The sequence below is a fragment of the Pedobacter sp. AK013 genome, assembly GCF_014205835.1.
Lineage (GTDB): Bacteria > Bacteroidota > Bacteroidia > Sphingobacteriales > Sphingobacteriaceae > Pedobacter.
The window spans coordinates 87,512-105,693 of record NZ_JACHCQ010000025.1 but is presented as its reverse complement, the minus strand read 5'-3'; the positions used below and the strand labels follow the sequence as shown (position 1 = coordinate 105,693).

At 37.2% G+C, this 18,182-nt stretch carries 19 protein-coding genes; 13 read left to right on the top strand and 6 right to left on the bottom strand.

The genetic code is table 11. The features are described 5' to 3' along the window. Nucleotides 1–339: 339 nt before the first annotated feature. Nucleotides 340–747 (bottom strand): methylmalonyl-CoA epimerase, encoded by a 408-nt coding sequence (mce, locus tag HDC90_RS16890; RefSeq protein ID WP_184468441.1) that lies wholly within the window; start codon nt 745–747, stop codon nt 340–342. Nucleotides 748–864: 117 nt separating this feature from the next. On the opposite strand from mce, the gene HDC90_RS16885 reads away from it, so the two are divergent. From HDC90_RS16885 to HDC90_RS16870, 4 genes are all read left to right on the top strand, one after another. Then, complete coding sequence (locus tag HDC90_RS16885) at nt 865–2,076, top strand: IscS subfamily cysteine desulfurase (RefSeq protein ID WP_184468438.1); 1,212 nt, start codon at nt 865–867, stop codon at nt 2,074–2,076. 116 nt (nt 2,077–2,192) lie between these two features. After that, nucleotides 2,193–2,606, top strand: coding sequence for a Fe-S cluster assembly scaffold IscU (gene iscU / locus HDC90_RS16880; RefSeq protein WP_025142622.1), 414 nt, complete (start codon nt 2,193–2,195; stop codon nt 2,604–2,606). 90 nt (nt 2,607–2,696) lie between these two features. Beyond that, entirely contained in the window at nt 2,697–3,023 is a 327-nt protein-coding gene (locus HDC90_RS16875; RefSeq protein WP_121284726.1) for an iron-sulfur cluster assembly accessory protein, read from the top strand. Between the two features lie 112 nt (nt 3,024–3,135). Further along, the gene (locus tag HDC90_RS16870; RefSeq protein ID WP_184468436.1) at nt 3,136–5,052 is read left to right on the top strand and encodes a long-chain fatty acid--CoA ligase; all 1,917 of its coding nucleotides are present in this window, start codon (nt 3,136–3,138) and stop codon (nt 5,050–5,052) included. Nucleotides 5,053–5,125: 73 nt separating this feature from the next. Here the strand turns inward: HDC90_RS16870 and HDC90_RS16865 are convergent, their stop codons facing one another. Beyond that, nucleotides 5,126–5,815, bottom strand: coding sequence for a DUF2461 domain-containing protein (locus tag HDC90_RS16865; RefSeq protein ID WP_184468434.1), 690 nt, complete (start codon nt 5,813–5,815; stop codon nt 5,126–5,128). Nucleotides 5,816–6,004: 189 nt separating this feature from the next. Here HDC90_RS16865 and HDC90_RS16860 point away from each other — a divergent pair, with 189 nt between their 5' ends. The 3 genes from HDC90_RS16860 to HDC90_RS16850 all read left to right on the top strand — a co-directional run bounded on the left by HDC90_RS16860 (nt 6,005) and on the right by HDC90_RS16850 (nt 8,677). After that, entirely contained in the window at nt 6,005–6,331 is a 327-nt protein-coding gene (locus HDC90_RS16860; protein ID WP_184468432.1) for an MGMT family protein, read from the top strand. Nucleotides 6,332–6,609: 278 nt separating this feature from the next. Then, the gene (lysS, locus tag HDC90_RS16855; RefSeq protein WP_184468430.1) at nt 6,610–8,319 is read left to right on the top strand and encodes a lysine--tRNA ligase; all 1,710 of its coding nucleotides are present in this window, start codon (nt 6,610–6,612) and stop codon (nt 8,317–8,319) included. Nucleotides 8,320–8,464: 145 nt separating this feature from the next. After that, nucleotides 8,465–8,677 carry a hypothetical protein gene (locus HDC90_RS16850; RefSeq protein ID WP_184468427.1) on the top strand — a complete coding sequence of 71 codons (213 nt, stop codon included), beginning with the start codon at nt 8,465–8,467 and terminating at the stop codon, nt 8,675–8,677. A gap of 100 nt (nt 8,678–8,777) precedes the next feature. Here the strand turns inward: HDC90_RS16850 and HDC90_RS16845 are convergent, their stop codons facing one another. After that, nucleotides 8,778–9,332: a pyridoxamine 5'-phosphate oxidase family protein gene (locus tag HDC90_RS16845; protein ID WP_184468425.1), complete on the bottom strand. Its 555-nt coding sequence runs from the start codon at nt 9,330–9,332 to the stop codon at nt 8,778–8,780. A gap of 152 nt (nt 9,333–9,484) precedes the next feature. On the opposite strand from HDC90_RS16845, the gene HDC90_RS16840 reads away from it, so the two are divergent. Continuing rightward, a complete protein-coding gene (locus HDC90_RS16840) occupies nt 9,485–10,006 on the top strand; it encodes a YdeI/OmpD-associated family protein (protein WP_184468423.1) in 522 nt (173 codons plus the stop codon). 25 nt (nt 10,007–10,031) lie between these two features. Here the strand turns inward: HDC90_RS16840 and HDC90_RS16835 are convergent, their stop codons facing one another. Both HDC90_RS16835 and HDC90_RS16830 read right to left on the bottom strand, forming a co-directional pair. Next, on the bottom strand, nt 10,032–12,050 hold the full coding sequence (locus tag HDC90_RS16835) for a M3 family metallopeptidase (protein WP_184468421.1): 2,019 nt from the start codon (nt 12,048–12,050) through the stop codon (nt 10,032–10,034). Between the two features lie 128 nt (nt 12,051–12,178). After that, nucleotides 12,179–12,718: a DUF2892 domain-containing protein gene (locus tag HDC90_RS16830; protein WP_029280631.1), complete on the bottom strand. Its 540-nt coding sequence runs from the start codon at nt 12,716–12,718 to the stop codon at nt 12,179–12,181. A gap of 115 nt (nt 12,719–12,833) precedes the next feature. Between HDC90_RS16830 and HDC90_RS16825 the strand changes: the two genes are divergently transcribed. From HDC90_RS16825 to HDC90_RS16815, 3 genes are all read left to right on the top strand, one after another. Next, nucleotides 12,834–13,352 carry a thioredoxin family protein gene (locus HDC90_RS16825; protein ID WP_184468419.1) on the top strand — a complete coding sequence of 173 codons (519 nt, stop codon included), beginning with the start codon at nt 12,834–12,836 and terminating at the stop codon, nt 13,350–13,352. 147 nt (nt 13,353–13,499) lie between these two features. Then, nucleotides 13,500–14,180, top strand: coding sequence for a uracil-DNA glycosylase (gene ung, locus HDC90_RS16820; protein ID WP_184468417.1), 681 nt, complete (start codon nt 13,500–13,502; stop codon nt 14,178–14,180). Continuing rightward, nucleotides 14,180–14,842 (top strand): alpha/beta hydrolase, encoded by a 663-nt coding sequence (locus HDC90_RS16815; protein ID WP_184468415.1) that lies wholly within the window; start codon nt 14,180–14,182, stop codon nt 14,840–14,842. The genes ung and HDC90_RS16815 overlap by 1 nt, the downstream gene beginning before the upstream one ends. A gap of 213 nt (nt 14,843–15,055) precedes the next feature. On the opposite strand, the gene HDC90_RS16810 is transcribed toward HDC90_RS16815, so the two are convergent. Next, nucleotides 15,056–15,526: an Lrp/AsnC family transcriptional regulator gene (locus HDC90_RS16810; protein ID WP_025142637.1), complete on the bottom strand. Its 471-nt coding sequence runs from the start codon at nt 15,524–15,526 to the stop codon at nt 15,056–15,058. Between the two features lie 127 nt (nt 15,527–15,653). On the opposite strand from HDC90_RS16810, the gene HDC90_RS16805 reads away from it, so the two are divergent. Then, nucleotides 15,654–16,316, top strand: coding sequence for a metal-dependent transcriptional regulator (locus HDC90_RS16805; RefSeq protein ID WP_131031376.1), 663 nt, complete (start codon nt 15,654–15,656; stop codon nt 16,314–16,316). Then, nucleotides 16,303–18,168 carry an Nramp family divalent metal transporter gene (locus HDC90_RS16800; RefSeq protein ID WP_184468413.1) on the top strand — a complete coding sequence of 622 codons (1,866 nt, stop codon included), beginning with the start codon at nt 16,303–16,305 and terminating at the stop codon, nt 18,166–18,168. Before HDC90_RS16805 ends, HDC90_RS16800 begins: the two co-directional genes overlap by 14 nt. Nucleotides 18,169–18,182 lie beyond the last annotated feature (14 nt).

Below are 18,182 nucleotides of genomic sequence, written 5' to 3'. Positions count from 1 at the left end.
GTCATGATCTTAGTTCTCTTCTTTGTTTAAATTTAACAATTGTGGCTTGCTAAAGACCACTTGAACTAAGATCACTTTATTACATAGATACTGATAATAGCGGCAGCGCCCAATTTAAGCACTTTTTTTATCTTTTATTTATGGTGTGCTTGCTTGTTTCACAAGTTTCATCGAGACTATAACGGTTAGCAGGGCTATAGATGTTATGGAATACGGAACTGTTCGTTTTCAAAATTAAATATCTTTAAATTGACACCCCGCCTTTCAGGCACCCCTCTAAAAGAGGGGAATGGACAAACGCATAGAAACCCATCATCCATTATACTTCTTCCATCCTTTTTAAATCCATTTAATCTCCTGGCAGATCTCAATTAACACACCATTGGTATCTTTCGGGTGCACAAAACACACCATTTTATTATCTGCGCCCTTTTTTGGAGAATCGTTAAGCAGTACAAAACCTTCCTGATGCAAACGTTCCATTTCGGCGAGAATATCATCAACCAGGAAAGCGATATGGTGAATCCCCTCTCCTTTTTTTTCGATAAATTTAGCAATTGCACTATCTGGGGCAGTAGCCTGAAGCAGCTCGACCTTGTTTTCGCCTGTTTTAAAGAAAGCCGTATTTACAAATTCGGATGCAACCTGCTCTGTTTTATAACAATCGGTATTGAGCAGTTTCTGATAAATATCTATGGAACTATTAAGGTCTTTTACCGCGATGCCGATGTGTTCTATCTTATTCATAGATTATAAGGTTATGTGAATGTAAAAATGCGGCTTTTCTCTATAAGGTCATAGCTATTATTTATAATTGTTAAATAAGTTTTTTCGTATCTTTGTGTTATAATTAACAGAATAGAGATGAAACAGCCGATATATTTAGATAATAATGCTACAACCCCATTAGATCCGAGGGTGTTGGAAGCAATGCTACCTTACTTTACAGAGAAATTTGGAAATGCCGCAAGTCGTAATCATGCGTTTGGCTGGGTGGCTGAAGAGGGTGTAGATTATGCCCGTGAGCAGGTAGCCAAACTAATCGGCTGTACTGAAAAAGAAATTATTTTTACATCAGGTGCTACTGAAGCCGATAACCTGGCTATTAAAGGTGTATTTGAAATGTACAAAGAAAAAGGTAACCACATCATTACTGCGGTTACTGAACATAAAGCGGTTTTAGATACTTGCAAGCACCTAGAGAAAAACGGTGCACGTGTAACTTATTTAGGCGTTAAAGAAGACGGTTTAATTGATTTAGCTGAATTAGAAGCGGCCATGACTCCTGAAACTATTTTAGTTTCGATTATGTATGGTAACAACGAAATTGGTGTAATTCAACCGGTAAAAGAAATTGCAGCAATTGCACACAAACACGGTGCTTTATTTATGACTGACGCTACACAGGCGGTTGGTAAAATCCCTGTTGATGTTAATGCGGATGGTATTGACTTAATGGCTTTCTCTGCACATAAAATGTACGGACCGAAAGGTGTTGGTGTACTTTACGTTCGCCGTAAAAACCCAAGGGTTAAAGTTACTGCGCAAATGGATGGTGGTGGCCATGAGCGCGGAATGCGTTCTGGTACCTTAAATGTTCCTGGTATTGTTGGTTTAGGTAAAGCCTGCGAACTTTGCCGCTTAGAAATGGAAAGTGAATCAGTTCGTTTAGCTGCTTTACGAGATAAATTAGAGTCTACTTTAAGCAAAATGGAAGAGAGTTACGTTAATGGTAATACGCAACACCGTTTACCGCACGTAGCTAATATCTCTTTTAAATATGTTGAAGGTGAAGGTTTAATGATGGCAATGAGTGATTTGGCGGTATCTTCAGGATCAGCCTGTACATCAGCATCTTTAGAGCCATCATATGTATTGAAAAGCTTAGGTTTATCTGATGATTTAGCACATTCTTCTATCCGTTATGGTTTAGGAAGATTTACTACTGAAGAAGAAATTGATAAGGCAATTGAAGTAACTCAAAAAGCGGTTAATCACTTAAGAGAACTTTCTCCACTTTGGGAAATGTTTAAAGAAGGAATTGATTTAAGTAAAATTGAGTGGGCAGAACACTAGATCAGTTTGGAGTTGGCAGTTTGTAGTTTTGAGTAAGCAAACTGGTAATTGAAAATTGGTAACTGATAATTAATAAATAAAATTATCTCCGAAAGGAGACTTAAGAAATAGAAATCATGGCATATTCAGAAAAAGTAATTGACCATTACAATAACCCACGTAACGTAGGTACATTAAATAAAGACAGCAAATTTGTAGGCACAGGATTAGTTGGTGCACCTGAGTGTGGCGACGTAATGCGTTTACAGATTGAAGTAGGAGAAGATAACGTAATCACTGATGCTAAATTTAAAACATTTGGTTGTGGTTCGGCTATTGCTTCTTCTTCTTTAGCTACAGAATGGTTAAAAGGAAAAACAATTGATGAGGCTTTATCTATCGATAACATGGATATTGTTGAAGAATTGGCTTTACCTCCGGTAAAAATTCACTGCTCAGTTTTGGCAGAAGATGCAATTAAATCAGCTATTAACGACTACCGAGTTAAAAATGGCTTAGAGGCAATTGTATTGGAAAAATCGCACCATTAATACCAGTAGCAAGTATTAGGGGATCAAGTGTCGAGATGTAAATTTCGGCTTGATAAGCGTATTAATACTTGATAATAAATACTCGATACTATGATAACGATAACAGATAAAGCAAAAGACAAAATAGACCACTTAATGCAGGATTCGGAAATGGGTTCTGATTACTTTTTACGCGTTTCTGTAAAAGGTGGTGGCTGCTCGGGTTTATCATACAATCTGGATTTTGATAACGAAGAGCAAAAAGGCGATCAGTTTTTTGAAGACAAAGGAATTAAAATTGCTTTGGATATGAAATCTTTTCTTTACCTAGCTGGAACGGAATTAGATTTTACAGACGGTTTAAACGGAAAAGGTTTCAACTTTATAAATCCAAATGCCAGCCGTAGCTGCGGTTGTGGCGAAAGTTTCTCTGTTTAAAATCTTATAAAACATATTATTTAAGGGCCCCGAAATTTTCGGGGCCCTTTTGTATTTTTAAACCAAAAAGCCTTATTATTGTTAATTATAATTAGCGGACCAAATTACGAGCATGCCATTAATAAACGAATTTTCAACTGTTCCTACCTTATTGCGGAATGTTGTCAAAAATATTCACAAACCTCAGGAAACCTTTTTAATCCATAAACAGGGTGCAGAATGGGCTGAAATTTCTTATGAAGATACCTTAAAAAGAGCTGATGCCGTTTCTGCATTTTTCTTGGAAAAAGGAATAAAAAAAGGCGATCGTTTAGGCTTAATGATCGAGAATTCGCCTGAATATGTATATTATGATCAAGGAATACAACAAATTGGTGTAATTAATGTATCCATTTACCCAACACTTTCTGAACAGGAGGTAGCCTATATTATTAACGACTCTGGCATAAAAGCTATTCTTGTTGGGAACAACTTTCTATACCGTAAAGTGTTAAAGGTAGCAGCCAATTGCAAACAGTTAAAATATATTATTCCTGCTTTTAAAGATTTTGAAAAAGTCGTAATTCCTGAGGATGTACATGTAGAAGTTATTGCCTTTTCTGATATACTGGCACTTAAACATCAAATTACTGCTGCCGAAAGAGCTGATATTGACCAATGCAGAAGCTTGGTTTTACCAGAGGATGTTTCCTCTTTAATTTATACTTCGGGAACAACAGGCACCCCAAAAGGTGTAATGCTCACTCATCATAACTTTGTTAAAAATGTGGAGGTTTGTTTACAGCAGATCCCTGTGATTGACCAAACTGAAACTTTCCTTTCCTTTCTGCCACTATCGCACGTATTCGAGCGTACGGCCACTTACCATGTTTGCTGCGCACAAGGCTGTAAAATTGCTTTTGCACAAAGTTTAGAGTTATTGGCCAAAAATATGGGAGAAGTTCGTCCTACCGTGATGAGCTGCGTTCCACGCCTTTTAGAACGCATACATGATAAAGCCATAAAAGGAGGAACTGCGGGCGGAGGTGCAAAAGCAAAAATATTTACCTGGGCGCTGGAAACAGGCAACAAATACCGTGTAGCAAAAGAGGCTGGCAAAAATCCGGGGCTTATTTTATCGGCAAAAAAAGGGATTGCAGAGAAATTGGTTTTTAGTAAAATCAAAGAAAAAACAGGTGGCCGCTTAAAATTTATGATTTCGGGTGGAGCTGCACTGCCTAAAAATGTGGGTGAGTTTTTTGGCGATCTGGGCATTAAAATATTAGAAGGTTTTGGTTTAACAGAAACCTCACCGGTAATGTCAGTTACAGAGTATCACAGACAGGTATATGGCACGGTTGGCCGCGTAATTCCGGGTATTGAAGTAGGCATACAAGAGGTAGAAAGCAAAGAAATGCTGAGCATCCAAACACATAATACTTTTAACGAGGAATTTGAATGTGCCGAAGGAGAAGTAATTGTTCGAGGCCATTGCGTAATGAAGGGTTATTTTAACAAACCTGCAGAAACTGCCGAAGCCATCGACAAAGATATGTGGTTCCACACCGGAGACATTGGCCGTTTTTATAAAGGTAATCTCCAGATCACCGATCGCTTAAAAAATATGATCGTAAATGCGTACGGCAAGAACGTTTATCCTACCCCGGTAGAAAATATTTACCTGAAAAGCCCTAAAATTGACCAATTGTTTTTAATTGGAGATAAAAGAGAATTTATTACGGCGATCATTATCCCGAATAGAGAAACCTTAGAAGAAACCTTTAAACTTAAACCTTCTTTTTTTGAGGAAGCTGATCCTTTTATCCGCAACCCTGAAATTATTGAATGGATGGAACAGGACATCAAGAAAATATCTAACGAACTGGCAAAATTTGAGCGCATTAAAAATTTTAAGATCAAGCGCAATCCTTTTAGTATAGATGAAGGAGAAATCACCCCTACCATGAAAGTTAAACGCCGTATTGTAGAAAAGAAATATGCCGAAGCGATTAACGAAATGTATGCGGAAGGTATAGAAGCTGAATCATAGTTAAAAAAGGGGTATCATATTAATTTTGTAATGACACCCCCTTTTAATTTTTTGCAACAATCGTAAAAATCAATTACAGATCCATTCCATTTGCATCGGTTGTTAATATTTCGCTCATATAATCAAAGAATGGACGCATATTTTTAAATTCCTGATTACAGTATTCCAGGAATTCTTTACTTAAAACTTCCTGATCAGTAAATCGATGGATTAACAAAAATTGTTTATAGCGCAGCAAATCTATATCCTGATGATCCCCATCAAAGCCCTTTGGAGCTGTTTTCAATTGTTCGCCTTTTAATGTCTCGAAAGAAGAGATAAAAGTTTTATTACTTAATATTTCTCTTAAAGGTGCAGCATCAAAACTTATATTTTCCCTTATTAATTTCAAATCTTGAGGAGAAGGCCCGAAAAAGCCACCTGCCACAAAACTATTGCCTGGTTCGATGTGGAAATAATAGCCACCTCTTCTTTGTTTGCCAGCTCGTTTAAAACTTCCGCTCCAATGCGTTTTATAAGGCGTTTTATCATTCGAAAAACGAGTATCCCGGTAAATCCGGTATAAACTTTTTTTCCCAGATGGTGTTTCAATTACATCATGGGTATTCATAAGATCTAATAAATGCTGTGCAAAAGATTCTATGTATGTTAGTTCTTTCTGATAGACTGCTTTATGGTCATTAAACCATTCACGATCATTGTTATTTTTCAATAATCTTAAAAACTCAAAACTAGAAGGTGGTATTTGCTTAATATCGGACATCGTTTTTTTAATGGTAAATCACTCTAAACAAATATAACACCTGTAAAACACTAAATTCATATTGCTTATTCATAAAATTGCAATGGTTTATCTTTGTGAACCATAAATGGCTTAATACTGCGCAAAAATTCCATCTATATACTAGTATCTGATATATTTAATAGCTTTACGTATCTTTTGCCAGAAACGATGAAACACGATTTATTTTTTGAGCAGGTTTGGGATTTAACCCGGGAAATACCCAAAGGTAGGGTAACTTCGTACGGCGCAATTGCCAAAGCCGTTGGTACACCTAACCTATCTAGAATGGTCGCCAGGGCCATTGGCGCTTGCGGAACAGCTCAGCCTCCTGTCCCTTACTATAGGGTAATCAGTAGCAATGGATTGCTCAGTGGCGATCCATCATCTACAGCTAAAAGACAGGAACTCCTCGAACGCGAAGGCGTTGAAATTAAAAACCTGAAAGTTCAAAACCTTAAAAAAGTATTCTGGGATCCGTTAATTGATATGGAATAAATACCTAGGTAAAATTCTGTCTTTCATTTTTTATCTCATTCGGTTTTAACATGCTAAAATGCGGTTTTAAATCAAACAAAGCATTTAGTAATTACAATAGCTTTCTTATCTTTGCAACCACCTGTTTTAAATGGATAGCTAATTGGGTACTGAAAATTGAATTTTTTCTAATATTAATTCAAAAATTTTATAACCAAATTATTCCTTTTTCATTAAAGCACTAAAATTTAACAATAACAAAAAATGCAAAATTATTACTTTTGCAAAAAATACCTGAAATGAGTATAGGATTATCTGAACAAGAAATATTACGACGTGAGTCGCTAAAACAATTACGTGCATTAGGCATTGAGCCATATCCTGCAGAAGCTTATGAAGTAAATACTTATGCAGCAGATATATTAGCTAATTATGAAGTAGATAAGACAGCATACAAGACAGTAGTATTAGCAGGTAGAATTATGAGCCGCAATATTATGGGCGCTGCTTCTTTTACGGAGTTACAGGATTCTACCGGCAGAATTCAGATCTACTTAAAGCGCGATGAACTTTGCCCTGGTGATGATAAAACCCTATACAACACGGTATTTAAAAAACTTTTAGATATCGGCGATTTCATTGGGGTTAAAGGATACGTATTTACGACGCAGACAGGAGAAATTTCTGTACATGTTACCGAATTTAAGGTACTTTCTAAGTCACTACGTCCGCTACCAATTGTTAAACGTGATGATGAAGGAAACGTATACGATGGATTTACCAATCCTGAACTGCGTTACCGTATGCGTTATGTAGATTTAACAGTAAACCCTGATTTTAAACAGATTTTCATCAAACGCAGCAAGGTGATTAACACCATGCGCAATTACTTTGATAACCAGGGCTGGATGGAAGTGGAAACCCCTATCCTGCAGCCTATCCATGGTGGTGCTGCTGCACGTCCTTTTGCCACACATCACAATACTTTAGATATGCCGCTTTATTTGCGTATTGCAAATGAACTGTATTTAAAAAGATTAATTGTTGCAGGCTTCGATGGTGTATATGAGTTTGGAAAAATGTTCCGTAATGAGGGAATGGACCGTACACATAATCCCGAATTTACTTCAATGGAAATTTATGTTGCCTACAAAGATTATATCTGGATGATGGCAATGGTTGAAGAATGTTTGGAAAAAGTAGCAATTGCCACAACTGGTGCAAGTATAGTTAAAGTTGGTGCCAATGAAATTAATTTTGAAGGACCGTATGAAAAATTAACCATGTACGAGTCGATCCAAAAATATACAGGAATTGATGTTTCGGCAATGACAGAAGAAGAAATTGCACAAACCTGTAAAGATTTAGGTATCGAAATAGATGATACCATGGGCCGCGGTAAATTGATCGATGAAATTTTCGGCGCTAAAGTTGAAGCGAATTTAATCCAACCAACCTACATTACCGACTACCCTATCGAAATGACACCGCTTGCTAAAAAGCACCGTACTGCAGAAGGATTAGTAGAGCGTTTTGAGCTGTTTGTTAATGGTAAAGAGATTGCAAATGCTTATTCAGAATTAAACGATCCTATTGACCAAAAAGAGCGCTTAGAAGATCAGTTAAAGTTAGCTGCCCGTGGAGATGATGAGGCCATGGCCATGGATGATGATTTTGTACGTGCATTGGAATATGGCATGCCGCCTACTTCAGGTTTGGGGATTGGTATTGACCGTTTGGTGATGTTAATGACCAACCAAAGTACCATCCAGGAAGTTTTGTTCTTCCCGCAGATGCGCCCAGAGAAAAAGAAAATAGAAATGACTCCGGAAGAAACAGAACTGTATGCATTGGTTTCGGAAGGCGAACAATACCTGCTAACAGATGTGAAAGCAAAACTGGCCGATTGGAGTAATAAAAAATGGGACACTACGCTGAAAGCATTAACCGGTAAGGGAATCTTAAAAGTTGCCAAAACGGATGATGGCTTATTCCTATCGCATAAATAGCATAAATAGTTAAATCAGAGGCCTGAAAAGAGGATTAGGAATTTGATTTTAACACAAACATAACATAAACTTAAAAGGCTTGCTAACAATTGTTTAGCAAGCCTTTTCTATATTTACGGCAATCGATAAATAAAATCATTGCGATATGAATACGTCAAGTTTAGAAATCAACGAAAGAGAATACTGCATTAAATTAAGCAAAGATGCTTTTGATTTAACGCTCGTACGTCAATTAATTAAAAGAATCCAGGCCGAAGCTTTGTTCTTCTCAAGAGTACAAGCCGAAGAAGAAGATATCTTAAGCAAAAGGGCTCAAAGAGAAGATTTTGAAGGTTTTGATTATTTAGGTGATAAATAACCATACGTCGCCCTGAATTTATTTTACTGTATAGCTTCCGCTTCGCTACAGGTCAGGGTCTATTAGATAGATGCTGTACGAATATAGCATGACGGTCAGCCTAATCAATCTCCAGGCTCCCCTCCACCGAGTCGTCCATGGTTTTCCCTGTAATTACAGATGCTGCCATTTTTAAGAAGGCTACAGCTGTACCATGTTTCGTATCCCAATAATATCCTTCCGATGGAATTACCTTGATTAAGGTAATGTTTGGGTCGTCTTTCCCTCCCTGAAACCAGGTTTTGATAAAGGGACTCCACAGCTCGTCGATTTTAGCCTGATCTCTACTGATTTCCGAAATTCCATAAATATTTACAAAACCTGCGTGCGCTCCGGCCTGAAACAACAGATGTGTAAAAGGATCGGTTGTAATCTCTTCATTTTTATGACTGTCTTTCATGCTCATGAACCAAATATTTCCCTCGTCATCAATTTGCTGAATGGCCATTGGCCTTACCGATAAAGGTACACCAGTTTTAATATTGGTACAGAAAAAACAGCTTTCGGACTTTTCTGCTAGTGTTCTCAGTTTTTCAATAGCTGCTTTACCACCTAAATCTTTAATATTATTTTCTTCCTGAGTATTATTTGTACTCCCGTCTTGTGATGTTGCCATAGTATTAAGTTTTATATAAACTACAATGAAAAATGGAGTTTGGTTTTGAGTTTTTGTGGAGCGCAGGCGGCGTAAAGCAAAGAGAGAAATTATGGTGTTTGATTTATTGACCAAAATTATGGAGCTTTAATCAAAGACAATATCTTTAATCAATGGATAATAAGAACCCCCTGTCATTTACTGCTGAAATTAAAATTATTGGCATCAATCCTTTTGTATTTGTCCCAGAAGCATATTTAAGCTATCTTTTTGAACAAGCAGGAAAAGAAAAGGGAAAAATCCCGGTACGAATAAAAATAGACGGGCATGAGTTTAAACAAACTCTTGTTAAGTATGCTGGTGCTTGGCGTTTATACCTTAATACGCCTATGCGAAAAACGGCAGGAAAAGAGGTTGGAGCTAAAGCCCTTTTTGAAATTGAACTTGACAACGAAGACCGCACCATTACTGTACACCCCAAATTTTTAGAGGCTTTGACAAAAAACATTGTGGCAAAGGCCATTTTCGACCAACAGCCTCCTTATCTTCAGCTCGAAATCATCAGATATATTAATCATTTAAAAACGGAAGAATCGATTGACCGGAACGTAAAAAAAGCCATTCAATTTCTTTTAGGAAAAGAGAGATTTATTGGGCGAGAAGGTATTAAAAGTAGTACAAACGCCAATGACTAGCTGACGCTTGTACTATCATATTACATTATAACAAGCCACGTTTTTTAAGCATGGGCTTAATATCAGGATTATGTCCCCTGAAATTGAAAAACATTTTACCCAGATCTTCCGTGTTTCCTTTTGACAGAATCATATCTCTAAAACGCTGACCATTTGCCCTGGTTAAACCTCCATTCTCCTGAAACCATGAAAAGGCATCATTTTCAAGCATAGATGTCCAGCTATAAGCGTAATAACCTGCAGCATAACCATTACTCCAAATATGTAGAAAATAGCTGGAGCGGTAACGCGGTGGCACATAAGATAAATTTAAATTGGTTTTCTTTAAAGCCTCGGCTTCAAACTTATCTACATCCTGCAAAGGTGAACCTGGTGAAATTGTATGCCATTGCATATCCAGATCGGCCGCTGCCAAAGCTTCCGTAAAAATATAACCCTGATTAAACGAACTCGCCTTTTTAATCTTATCCAATAAAGCTTGCGGCATTTGTGCTCCTGTTTGATAATGAAGCGCATAATTCTTTAATATTTTTGGATCAGAAGCCCAATGTTCATTAAACTGTGAAGGAAATTCAACATAATCACGGGCCACATTGGTACCTGAAAGGCTTGGATATTGCTGATTGGCAAATAAACCATGTAAGCCATGCCCAAACTCATGGAACATGGTTGTAACGTCATCAAAACTAATTAACGCAGGTTTTCCGGCTTCGGGTTTTGCAAAATTGCAGACATTATAAATTACTGGTATCGTGCCAAATAGCTTAGATTGGGGAACAAGGTTATCCATCCAGGCACCGCCATCTTTATTATCACGTTTATAATAATCACAATAAAACAAGCCTAGCTGCTTACCGTCTTTATCCTTTACATCAAAAACACGTACATCTTCCTGGTATACAGGCAAATCTTTGCGTTCTTTAAAGGTAATACCATAAAGTTGTGTTGCGGCATAAAAAACACCGTTAACAAGTACTTTATTGAGCTCAAAATAGGGTTTAACCTCGTTTTCATCCAGATCGTATTTTGCCTTACGCACCTGCTCGGCATAAAAGTCCCAATCCCAAGGCTCCAGTTTAAAGCCACCTTTTTGCCGGTCGATTACGGCCTGTATGTCTGCCGCTTCACTTTTTGCCTTCGCGGTAGCTGCAGGAATAACTTTGCTAAAAAAATCTTCTACTGCTTCGGGTGTTTTAGCCATCTGATTTTGCAATTTCCAGGCTGCGTAATTTTTAAAGCCAAGCAATGCCGCCTGAGCAGAACGGATCTGTGCAATTCTTGAAATGATTTTACGGGTATCATTTGCATCACCTTTTTCTGCCCTGTTCCATGACTTGTTAAAAAGTTCTTCTCTTTTGGCACGATCGGTCATTGACTGCAATTCGGGTTGCTGAGTAGTATTTTTTAAACCTTTACCTGCTGCCTGTAGCTGTGCGGTAAATTTTGCACTCAAGGTAGCTTCTTCTTTATTCAGTTCTTTAAGCTTCTCTTTGTCAGCATCAGATAGCTTTGCTCCTGCCAATTCAAATTTTTGGTAATAATACTCCAGTAAACGTAACGATTCGGCACCCAGTTTCAGCTGATCCTTTTGTTTATAAAGGATTTGCACCCGATTAAAAAGTTTGGTATTTAGATAAATGGCATCGGAATTTGCCGTTAATTTAGGCGCTTCCTCTTCTTTAACCTTTTGCAATTCAGGGTTTGTATTGGCTCCAGTAAGCAGGTTAAAAACCATAGCTGTACGGCTTAGTAATTGTCCGCTTTTTTCAATGGCCAAAATGGTGTTTTCAAAGCTTGGTGCCTCAGTTTGCTCAGCAATTTTCCGGATTTCATCCATTTGCTGTTTCATCCCTTCTTCCAATGCCGGTTTAAAATCGCCGTTTTTAATTTTGTCGAAGGCAGGAGCCTGAAAGGCAAGTTCGCTTGCTTTAAAAAAAGGATTGGCTGATGAAAAGCTTTCACTTTCTTCAGCATCTTTTTTGTTATTGCAAGCACCTAGAATAGCTAAAAAAGCCAGCATGGGTAAATAAGATACTTTTTTCATGAATATTAAAAGTTAGATTATCCATAAAAATAGTAATTTATAAGCTGCAATTCACAATAAACAAACTGAGCTGAAACAAAAAAAGCCATCTCAATCCTGAAATGGCTCTACATATGATGCAATCAATGTTATCTATAACGAACTTGCTGCTGTTTGTCCATCATGCCCATCTGATCTTTCATTTGTTTAATCTGATCGGCCAATAATTTATTTTTATCTGCTTTTTTAGCTTCGGCAAGATACATGGTTGCCTCACGTTTGTTTCGCTTAGCCATTGCAATACCTGCTAAACTTAGTTTAGCTAAAGCAATATTATGGTCCATCTGCATGCCCAATGCAAGTGATTTTTTAAAATACTTCTCACTCTGCATCGGTGCTGTTCTACTTTCAATTAATCCGATCAATAAGTTATAATAACCATGTTGAACTTTAATCAACTGCGTTTCATAATTGGTAATCCGGTCTAAAAACATTTTTGCTTTAGGCATGTTATCTTTTCTAAGAAACCATTGTGCTAAAAGCATGTTCTCATTAAAGAAATAGGTTACCAGTACAATTATTCCCAATAAAATGGCAACAATACCCCATGGCCAAAAGCCGAAAATAAATAAAGCTACTGCGCCACCCAGTAAAGCAAACCCCGCAATTAATCTGATGATATTTGGCATAAATTTTATCCTAATTATTTTTTTTTGCAAATATCGTGTTTAAATGGCAGAAATTAGATTTTAAAACAATAATTTCATTAAAAATTTAAAAGCTCAAAAAAAACATCTGGTAAATATGAAAATCCTCTTATCTATAACCCTAATTATACTTGCAATGAACGTTTCTGCACAAGAAGTGAATAAAAAAATACATGATCAAGTTCACAATAAGGATATATTAATTAATGCCTGTACACGCGAGGGTATTACCACTTTTCCTGAATTTAAAGAAATGTACGATCCACTTTACGCGGCATATGTACCGGATGCAGCAACGCTGATCGAATTAAAAAAATTGGTTAAGAACGAAAAAATCAAAGTTATTTTAGGTACCTGGTGTGGCGACAGCAAAGCAAACGTACCCAACTTCTTTAAAATATTAGACGCCCTGCACTTTAAAGAGAAAAACGTAGAAATTATTGCGGTTGACGGTAATAAAAAAGCTGAAAACGGCATTATAGACGGCCTGGATATTGTAAGAGTACCAACTTTTATTGTTTTTGATAAAAAAGGAAAAGAACTGGGGCGGATTATAGAGGGACCTAAAACAACACTTGAAGGGGATTTATTAGCGATTTACAAGAAAAAATCTTAACCTTTTTGAGCGTTTTTTGGTACATGGTCCATGGTCTAATGGTTCATGGTTGATAGCCTAAGCCATTACCATGATCTATAAAACCATTGATTAAAATTTTATTTACAAACCTTACTCGAGTTACATTATACATCATACATCAATATTATGTCTGCAGCATTAGAACCAGGTTGGTTAGCCGTTTTAGAAGAAGAATTTGAAAAAGACTACATGAAAATCCTTAAGTCTTTTTTACAGGAGGAAAAACAGAGTGGTGCTACGGTTTACCCAAAAGGCGCTGACATTTTCAATGCGTTAAACACAACACCATTTAATCAGGTAAAGGTTGTCATTTTAGGTCAAGACCCTTATCACGGTATTGGCCAGGCACACGGCCTCTCTTTTTCCGTACAACGTGGTGTAGCAATTCCACCCTCGTTAAAAAATATATACAAAGAACTGGAAACTGATATTGAAGGTTTTAAAACACCAAACCATGGCCACTTAACGCACTGGGCAGAACAAGGCGTTTTGTTGTTAAATGCCACGCTAACCGTTCGTGCTTCAGAAGCAGGTTCGCATCAAAACCGTGGCTGGGAAATTTTTACAGATGAGATTATTAAAGCTTTATCTCAGAAACGCGAGCATATCGTATTTCTGTTGTGGGGTAAATATGCGCAGCAAAAGGCGGCGTTAATAGACCAAAAAAAACATTATGTGCTTACTGCTGCCCACCCATCGCCATTTTCTGCCTATAATGGCTTCTTCGGATCTAAACATTTTTCCAAAGCAAATCAGCTCTTAATACAAAATAACCTAACACCTATCGACTGGAATTTACCAGCATAATGAATACCTATTTTATTAGTGGTTTAGGTGCCGATAGAAGAATTTTTTCGAAACTAAAGCTCAATGAAAAAATCAATATCATCCATGTAGATTGGCTTAGTCCAAACAAAAATGAATCATTAGCATCATATGCTCAACGATTAAGTAGTACAATAGACTTAACCCAACCTTTTACCTTGGTAGGCGTTTCTTTTGGTGGGATGGTTGCAGTAGAAATTGCCAAAATATTAAAACCTACAGTAACGATTATCATTTCGAGTACCATGTTGGCAGCACAGTTACCAATGCTTTACCGTTTTGCGGGGAAACTTGGGTTGTTAAAACTTATTCCTGCCAAGCTTTTAAAATCGTCAAATAAACTTACCCAAAACTATTATTTCGGCACACGCTCGAGCAGCGAAAAAGTACTACTCGGCAGGATTATAAAAGACACAGACCCACATTTTCTAAAATGGGCCATTGGCAGTATACTCAACTGGAAAAACAAAACCAGGCCCGAACGGATTTATCACATTCATGGCACAAAGGATAAAATTTTATATAGTAGAACTGCCCAACCCGATTTTGTAATCGAAAACGGAACGCATTTTATGGTTTATCAAAATGCGCAGCAAATTTCAGGAATTATTGATAGCATAGTATTGAATAGCGAAATTGGTTAACCTTCCCCCATACGTCACTCTGAATTTATTTCAGGGTCTTAATAGCAAGAAAGATGCTGACCACGAAGTAGCTGTTAGACCTTTAAAAACAACATAAACTGCTAATAAAATAAATTCAGCATGACGCATCTATAAATTAAAATTATCCCATTCCCATGAAAAATCAGAATTCGCGATGATGATCGTACCTAATAGCCTCTTCAGGTGTTAGGGTTAATACTCCAACGGCACAATCGGCTCTTTCTTAGTCGTAGACATGATCATCATTGTCTGGAAGGTTTTCACTACAGAAATTTTACTGATTTTATCCATAATTAAACGTTCGTAAGCTTTAATGTCTTTCACATAAACCTTTAACAGAAAATCAGCCTGACCAGTAACGTGGTGGCACTCGGTGATTTCCTTGATTTGATTTACTTCATCCAAAAAGATCTGAATAGTGTTATTTTTATGAAAATCGAGTTGAATCTGAATAAAGGTTTTTATACCTAAACCTAGTTTTTCTTCATCTACCAGCGCATGATAACTTTTAATATATCCTGCCATTTCAAGCTTGCGCACACGTTCTAAAGTTGGTGCAGGTGATAAACCAATTTCCTGTGATAAAAGCAAGTTGGTAATTCTTCCGTTCTCTTGAAGAATTCTTAAAATTTTAAAGTCAATTTTATCTAATTCAGATGCCATATGGTGTTAAAGGTATTTGAGAATACAAACATAACCAAATTATATTCTAAATTTTAACATAATTTATCATATATATTTTAAATAATAATTTTTAGATTTACCTAAAAATAAAATTAGATAAATATAAATGCAAAGTTACACGGAAGAGAACTATCTAAAGACTATTTATCATCTGGCAGAGAAAACAATAAACGTTCAAACTAATGCTATTGCAGAGCAAATGCAAACTAAACCAGCATCAGTTACCGACATGATTAAGAAATTAGCAGACAAAGGCTTAGTTGATTATATTAAATACCAAGGCGTTACCTTAACCGAAATAGGTAAAAATACAGCGATAGATATTGTACGTAAACATCGCTTATGGGAAGTTTTTTTGGTAGACAAATTAAACTTTAAGTGGGATGAGGTACATGATGTTGCTGAAGAGTTAGAGCATATTAAATCAATTGAGCTGATTGAAAGACTAGACGAGTTTTTAGGCTTTCCGAAAGCCGACCCTCACGGCGACCCCATTCCAGATAAAAACGGAAGATTTGCCAAAACCCAGTTTATTAAATTAATCGAACTAAAAATAGGCGATCAGGGCACCATTACTGGTGTTACCCAGCATAGCTCGGCATTTTTAAAACATTTAGAAAAACTAGGCTTAACCTTAGGCAAAAAAATACAGATCAGCGATGTGACCGATTTCGATGGTTCAGTAGAAATCCTGTTATCCGATAAACAAGTTAATATTAGTAGAGAAGTTGCAAAACATATTTTAATCAGCAGTAATGGCAAAAACTGAATCGTTAAGTGAAGTACATCAAAGTGTAAATACAGATAAAAGAAAAGGCTGGAGAAGAATTTTAGCTTTCATTGGTCCTGCTTATTTAATTAGTGTTGGCTACATGGACCCGGGCAACTGGGCAACCGATTTAGCTGGCGGTAGTAAATTTGGTTACCAATTAATTTGGGTTTTACTAATGTCTAACCTCATCGCGCTACTGTTACAATCGTTAAGTGCCCGTTTGGGGATAGTAAGAGGGCTGGATTTAGCACAGGCATCTAAACAAGCTTATCCGCGTTGGGCCAATATTCCGTTATTTGCCTTGGCGCAAACGGCAATTATTGCATGCGACCTTGCTGAAATTATTGGGATGGCCATTGGTTTACAGTTGCTTTTTGGATTACCACTAATCTGGGGTATTTCCATCACTATCTTCGATACCATTTTATTGCTCTTTTTACTTAATAAAGGCATGAGAGCCATGGAAGGCTTTATCGTTTCGATGGTTTTTATTGTCGGGATTTCCTTTCTGGTTGAAATGTTTATTGTAGAACCCTCACTTAAAGAAGTAGCCAAAGGTTTTGAGCCTTCTATACTAAATGGCGATGCGCTTTATATTGCCATTGGGATTATTGGTGCAACAGTAATGCCGCATAACCTGTATTTACATTCATCTTTAGTACAAACCAGAAAGATTGAACGTAGCAACAAAGGAATTAAAGAGGCCTTAAAATTCAACCTCATTGATACCACAGTGGCATTAAACCTTGCTTTTTTTGTCAACGCAGCCATATTGATTCTTGCCGCAGCGGCCTTTTATAAAAATGGATTACATGAGGTAGCCGAAATTCAAGATGCACATAAACTACTTTCGAACATTTTTGGCAATGTAGCCCCAACCCTATTTGCTATAGCACTAATTGCCGCCGGACAAAGCTCTACCGTTACCGGAACTTTAGCCGGACAGATTATTATGGAAGGCCATATTAACTTAAGGATTCAACCTTGGTTACGCCGTTTAATTACTCGCCTTCTGGCTATTATTCCTGCGTTTTTTACTATATTACATTATGGCGAAAATGCACTAGGTGGCTTATTAGTGCTAAGTCAGGTAGTATTAAGCTTGCAATTAGGTTTCGCTATTATTCCATTAATTCATTTTACATCAGATAAAAAACTGATGAAAGATTTTGCAATTAAACCCTGGGTTAAAGTATTGGCATGGGCTAGCGCATCTGCCATTATTGCATTAAATGTAAAACTGGTAATCGAAGAAATAAGCGGCTGGGCAAAAGAAGCCAACAATTGGTGGATTTATGTGATTGTATTACCAGCATTAATCCTTATCGTATTACTATTACTTTATGTTTTCTTCCATCCATTATTAGAAAAGAAAAAGAATGCATCCAAACAACTTGTGCCCCATGGAGATGCTTTGGACATTGGCAAAATAGACAAGGTCAGTTATAAACGGATCGGAATTGCAGTAGATTTCTCTAAAAACGATCGAAACACCATCCGGCATGCTTTAATTCAAGGTGGTAAGGGCGCACACTACTACCTGATCCATGTTGTAGAAACTGCTGCAGCCCGTTATCTTGGTAAAGACGTAATGGACCATGAAACACAGAGCGATGCGGCCAACCTGGAGAAATACCGGGCCAATCTTGAAGATCTTGGTTACGATTCTACACCTTTTATCGGCTTTGGAAGTACAGGTAAGGCTATAGCCGATATCAGCAATAAAAACGAAATGGAGCTATTGGTAATGGGAGCCCATGGCCATAAAGGCTTAAAAGACCTTATTTTCGGTACCACCGTCGATTCTGTACGGCATAAAGTAAATATTCCGGTTTTGATTATCAGATAGGTTAACCTAGCTCA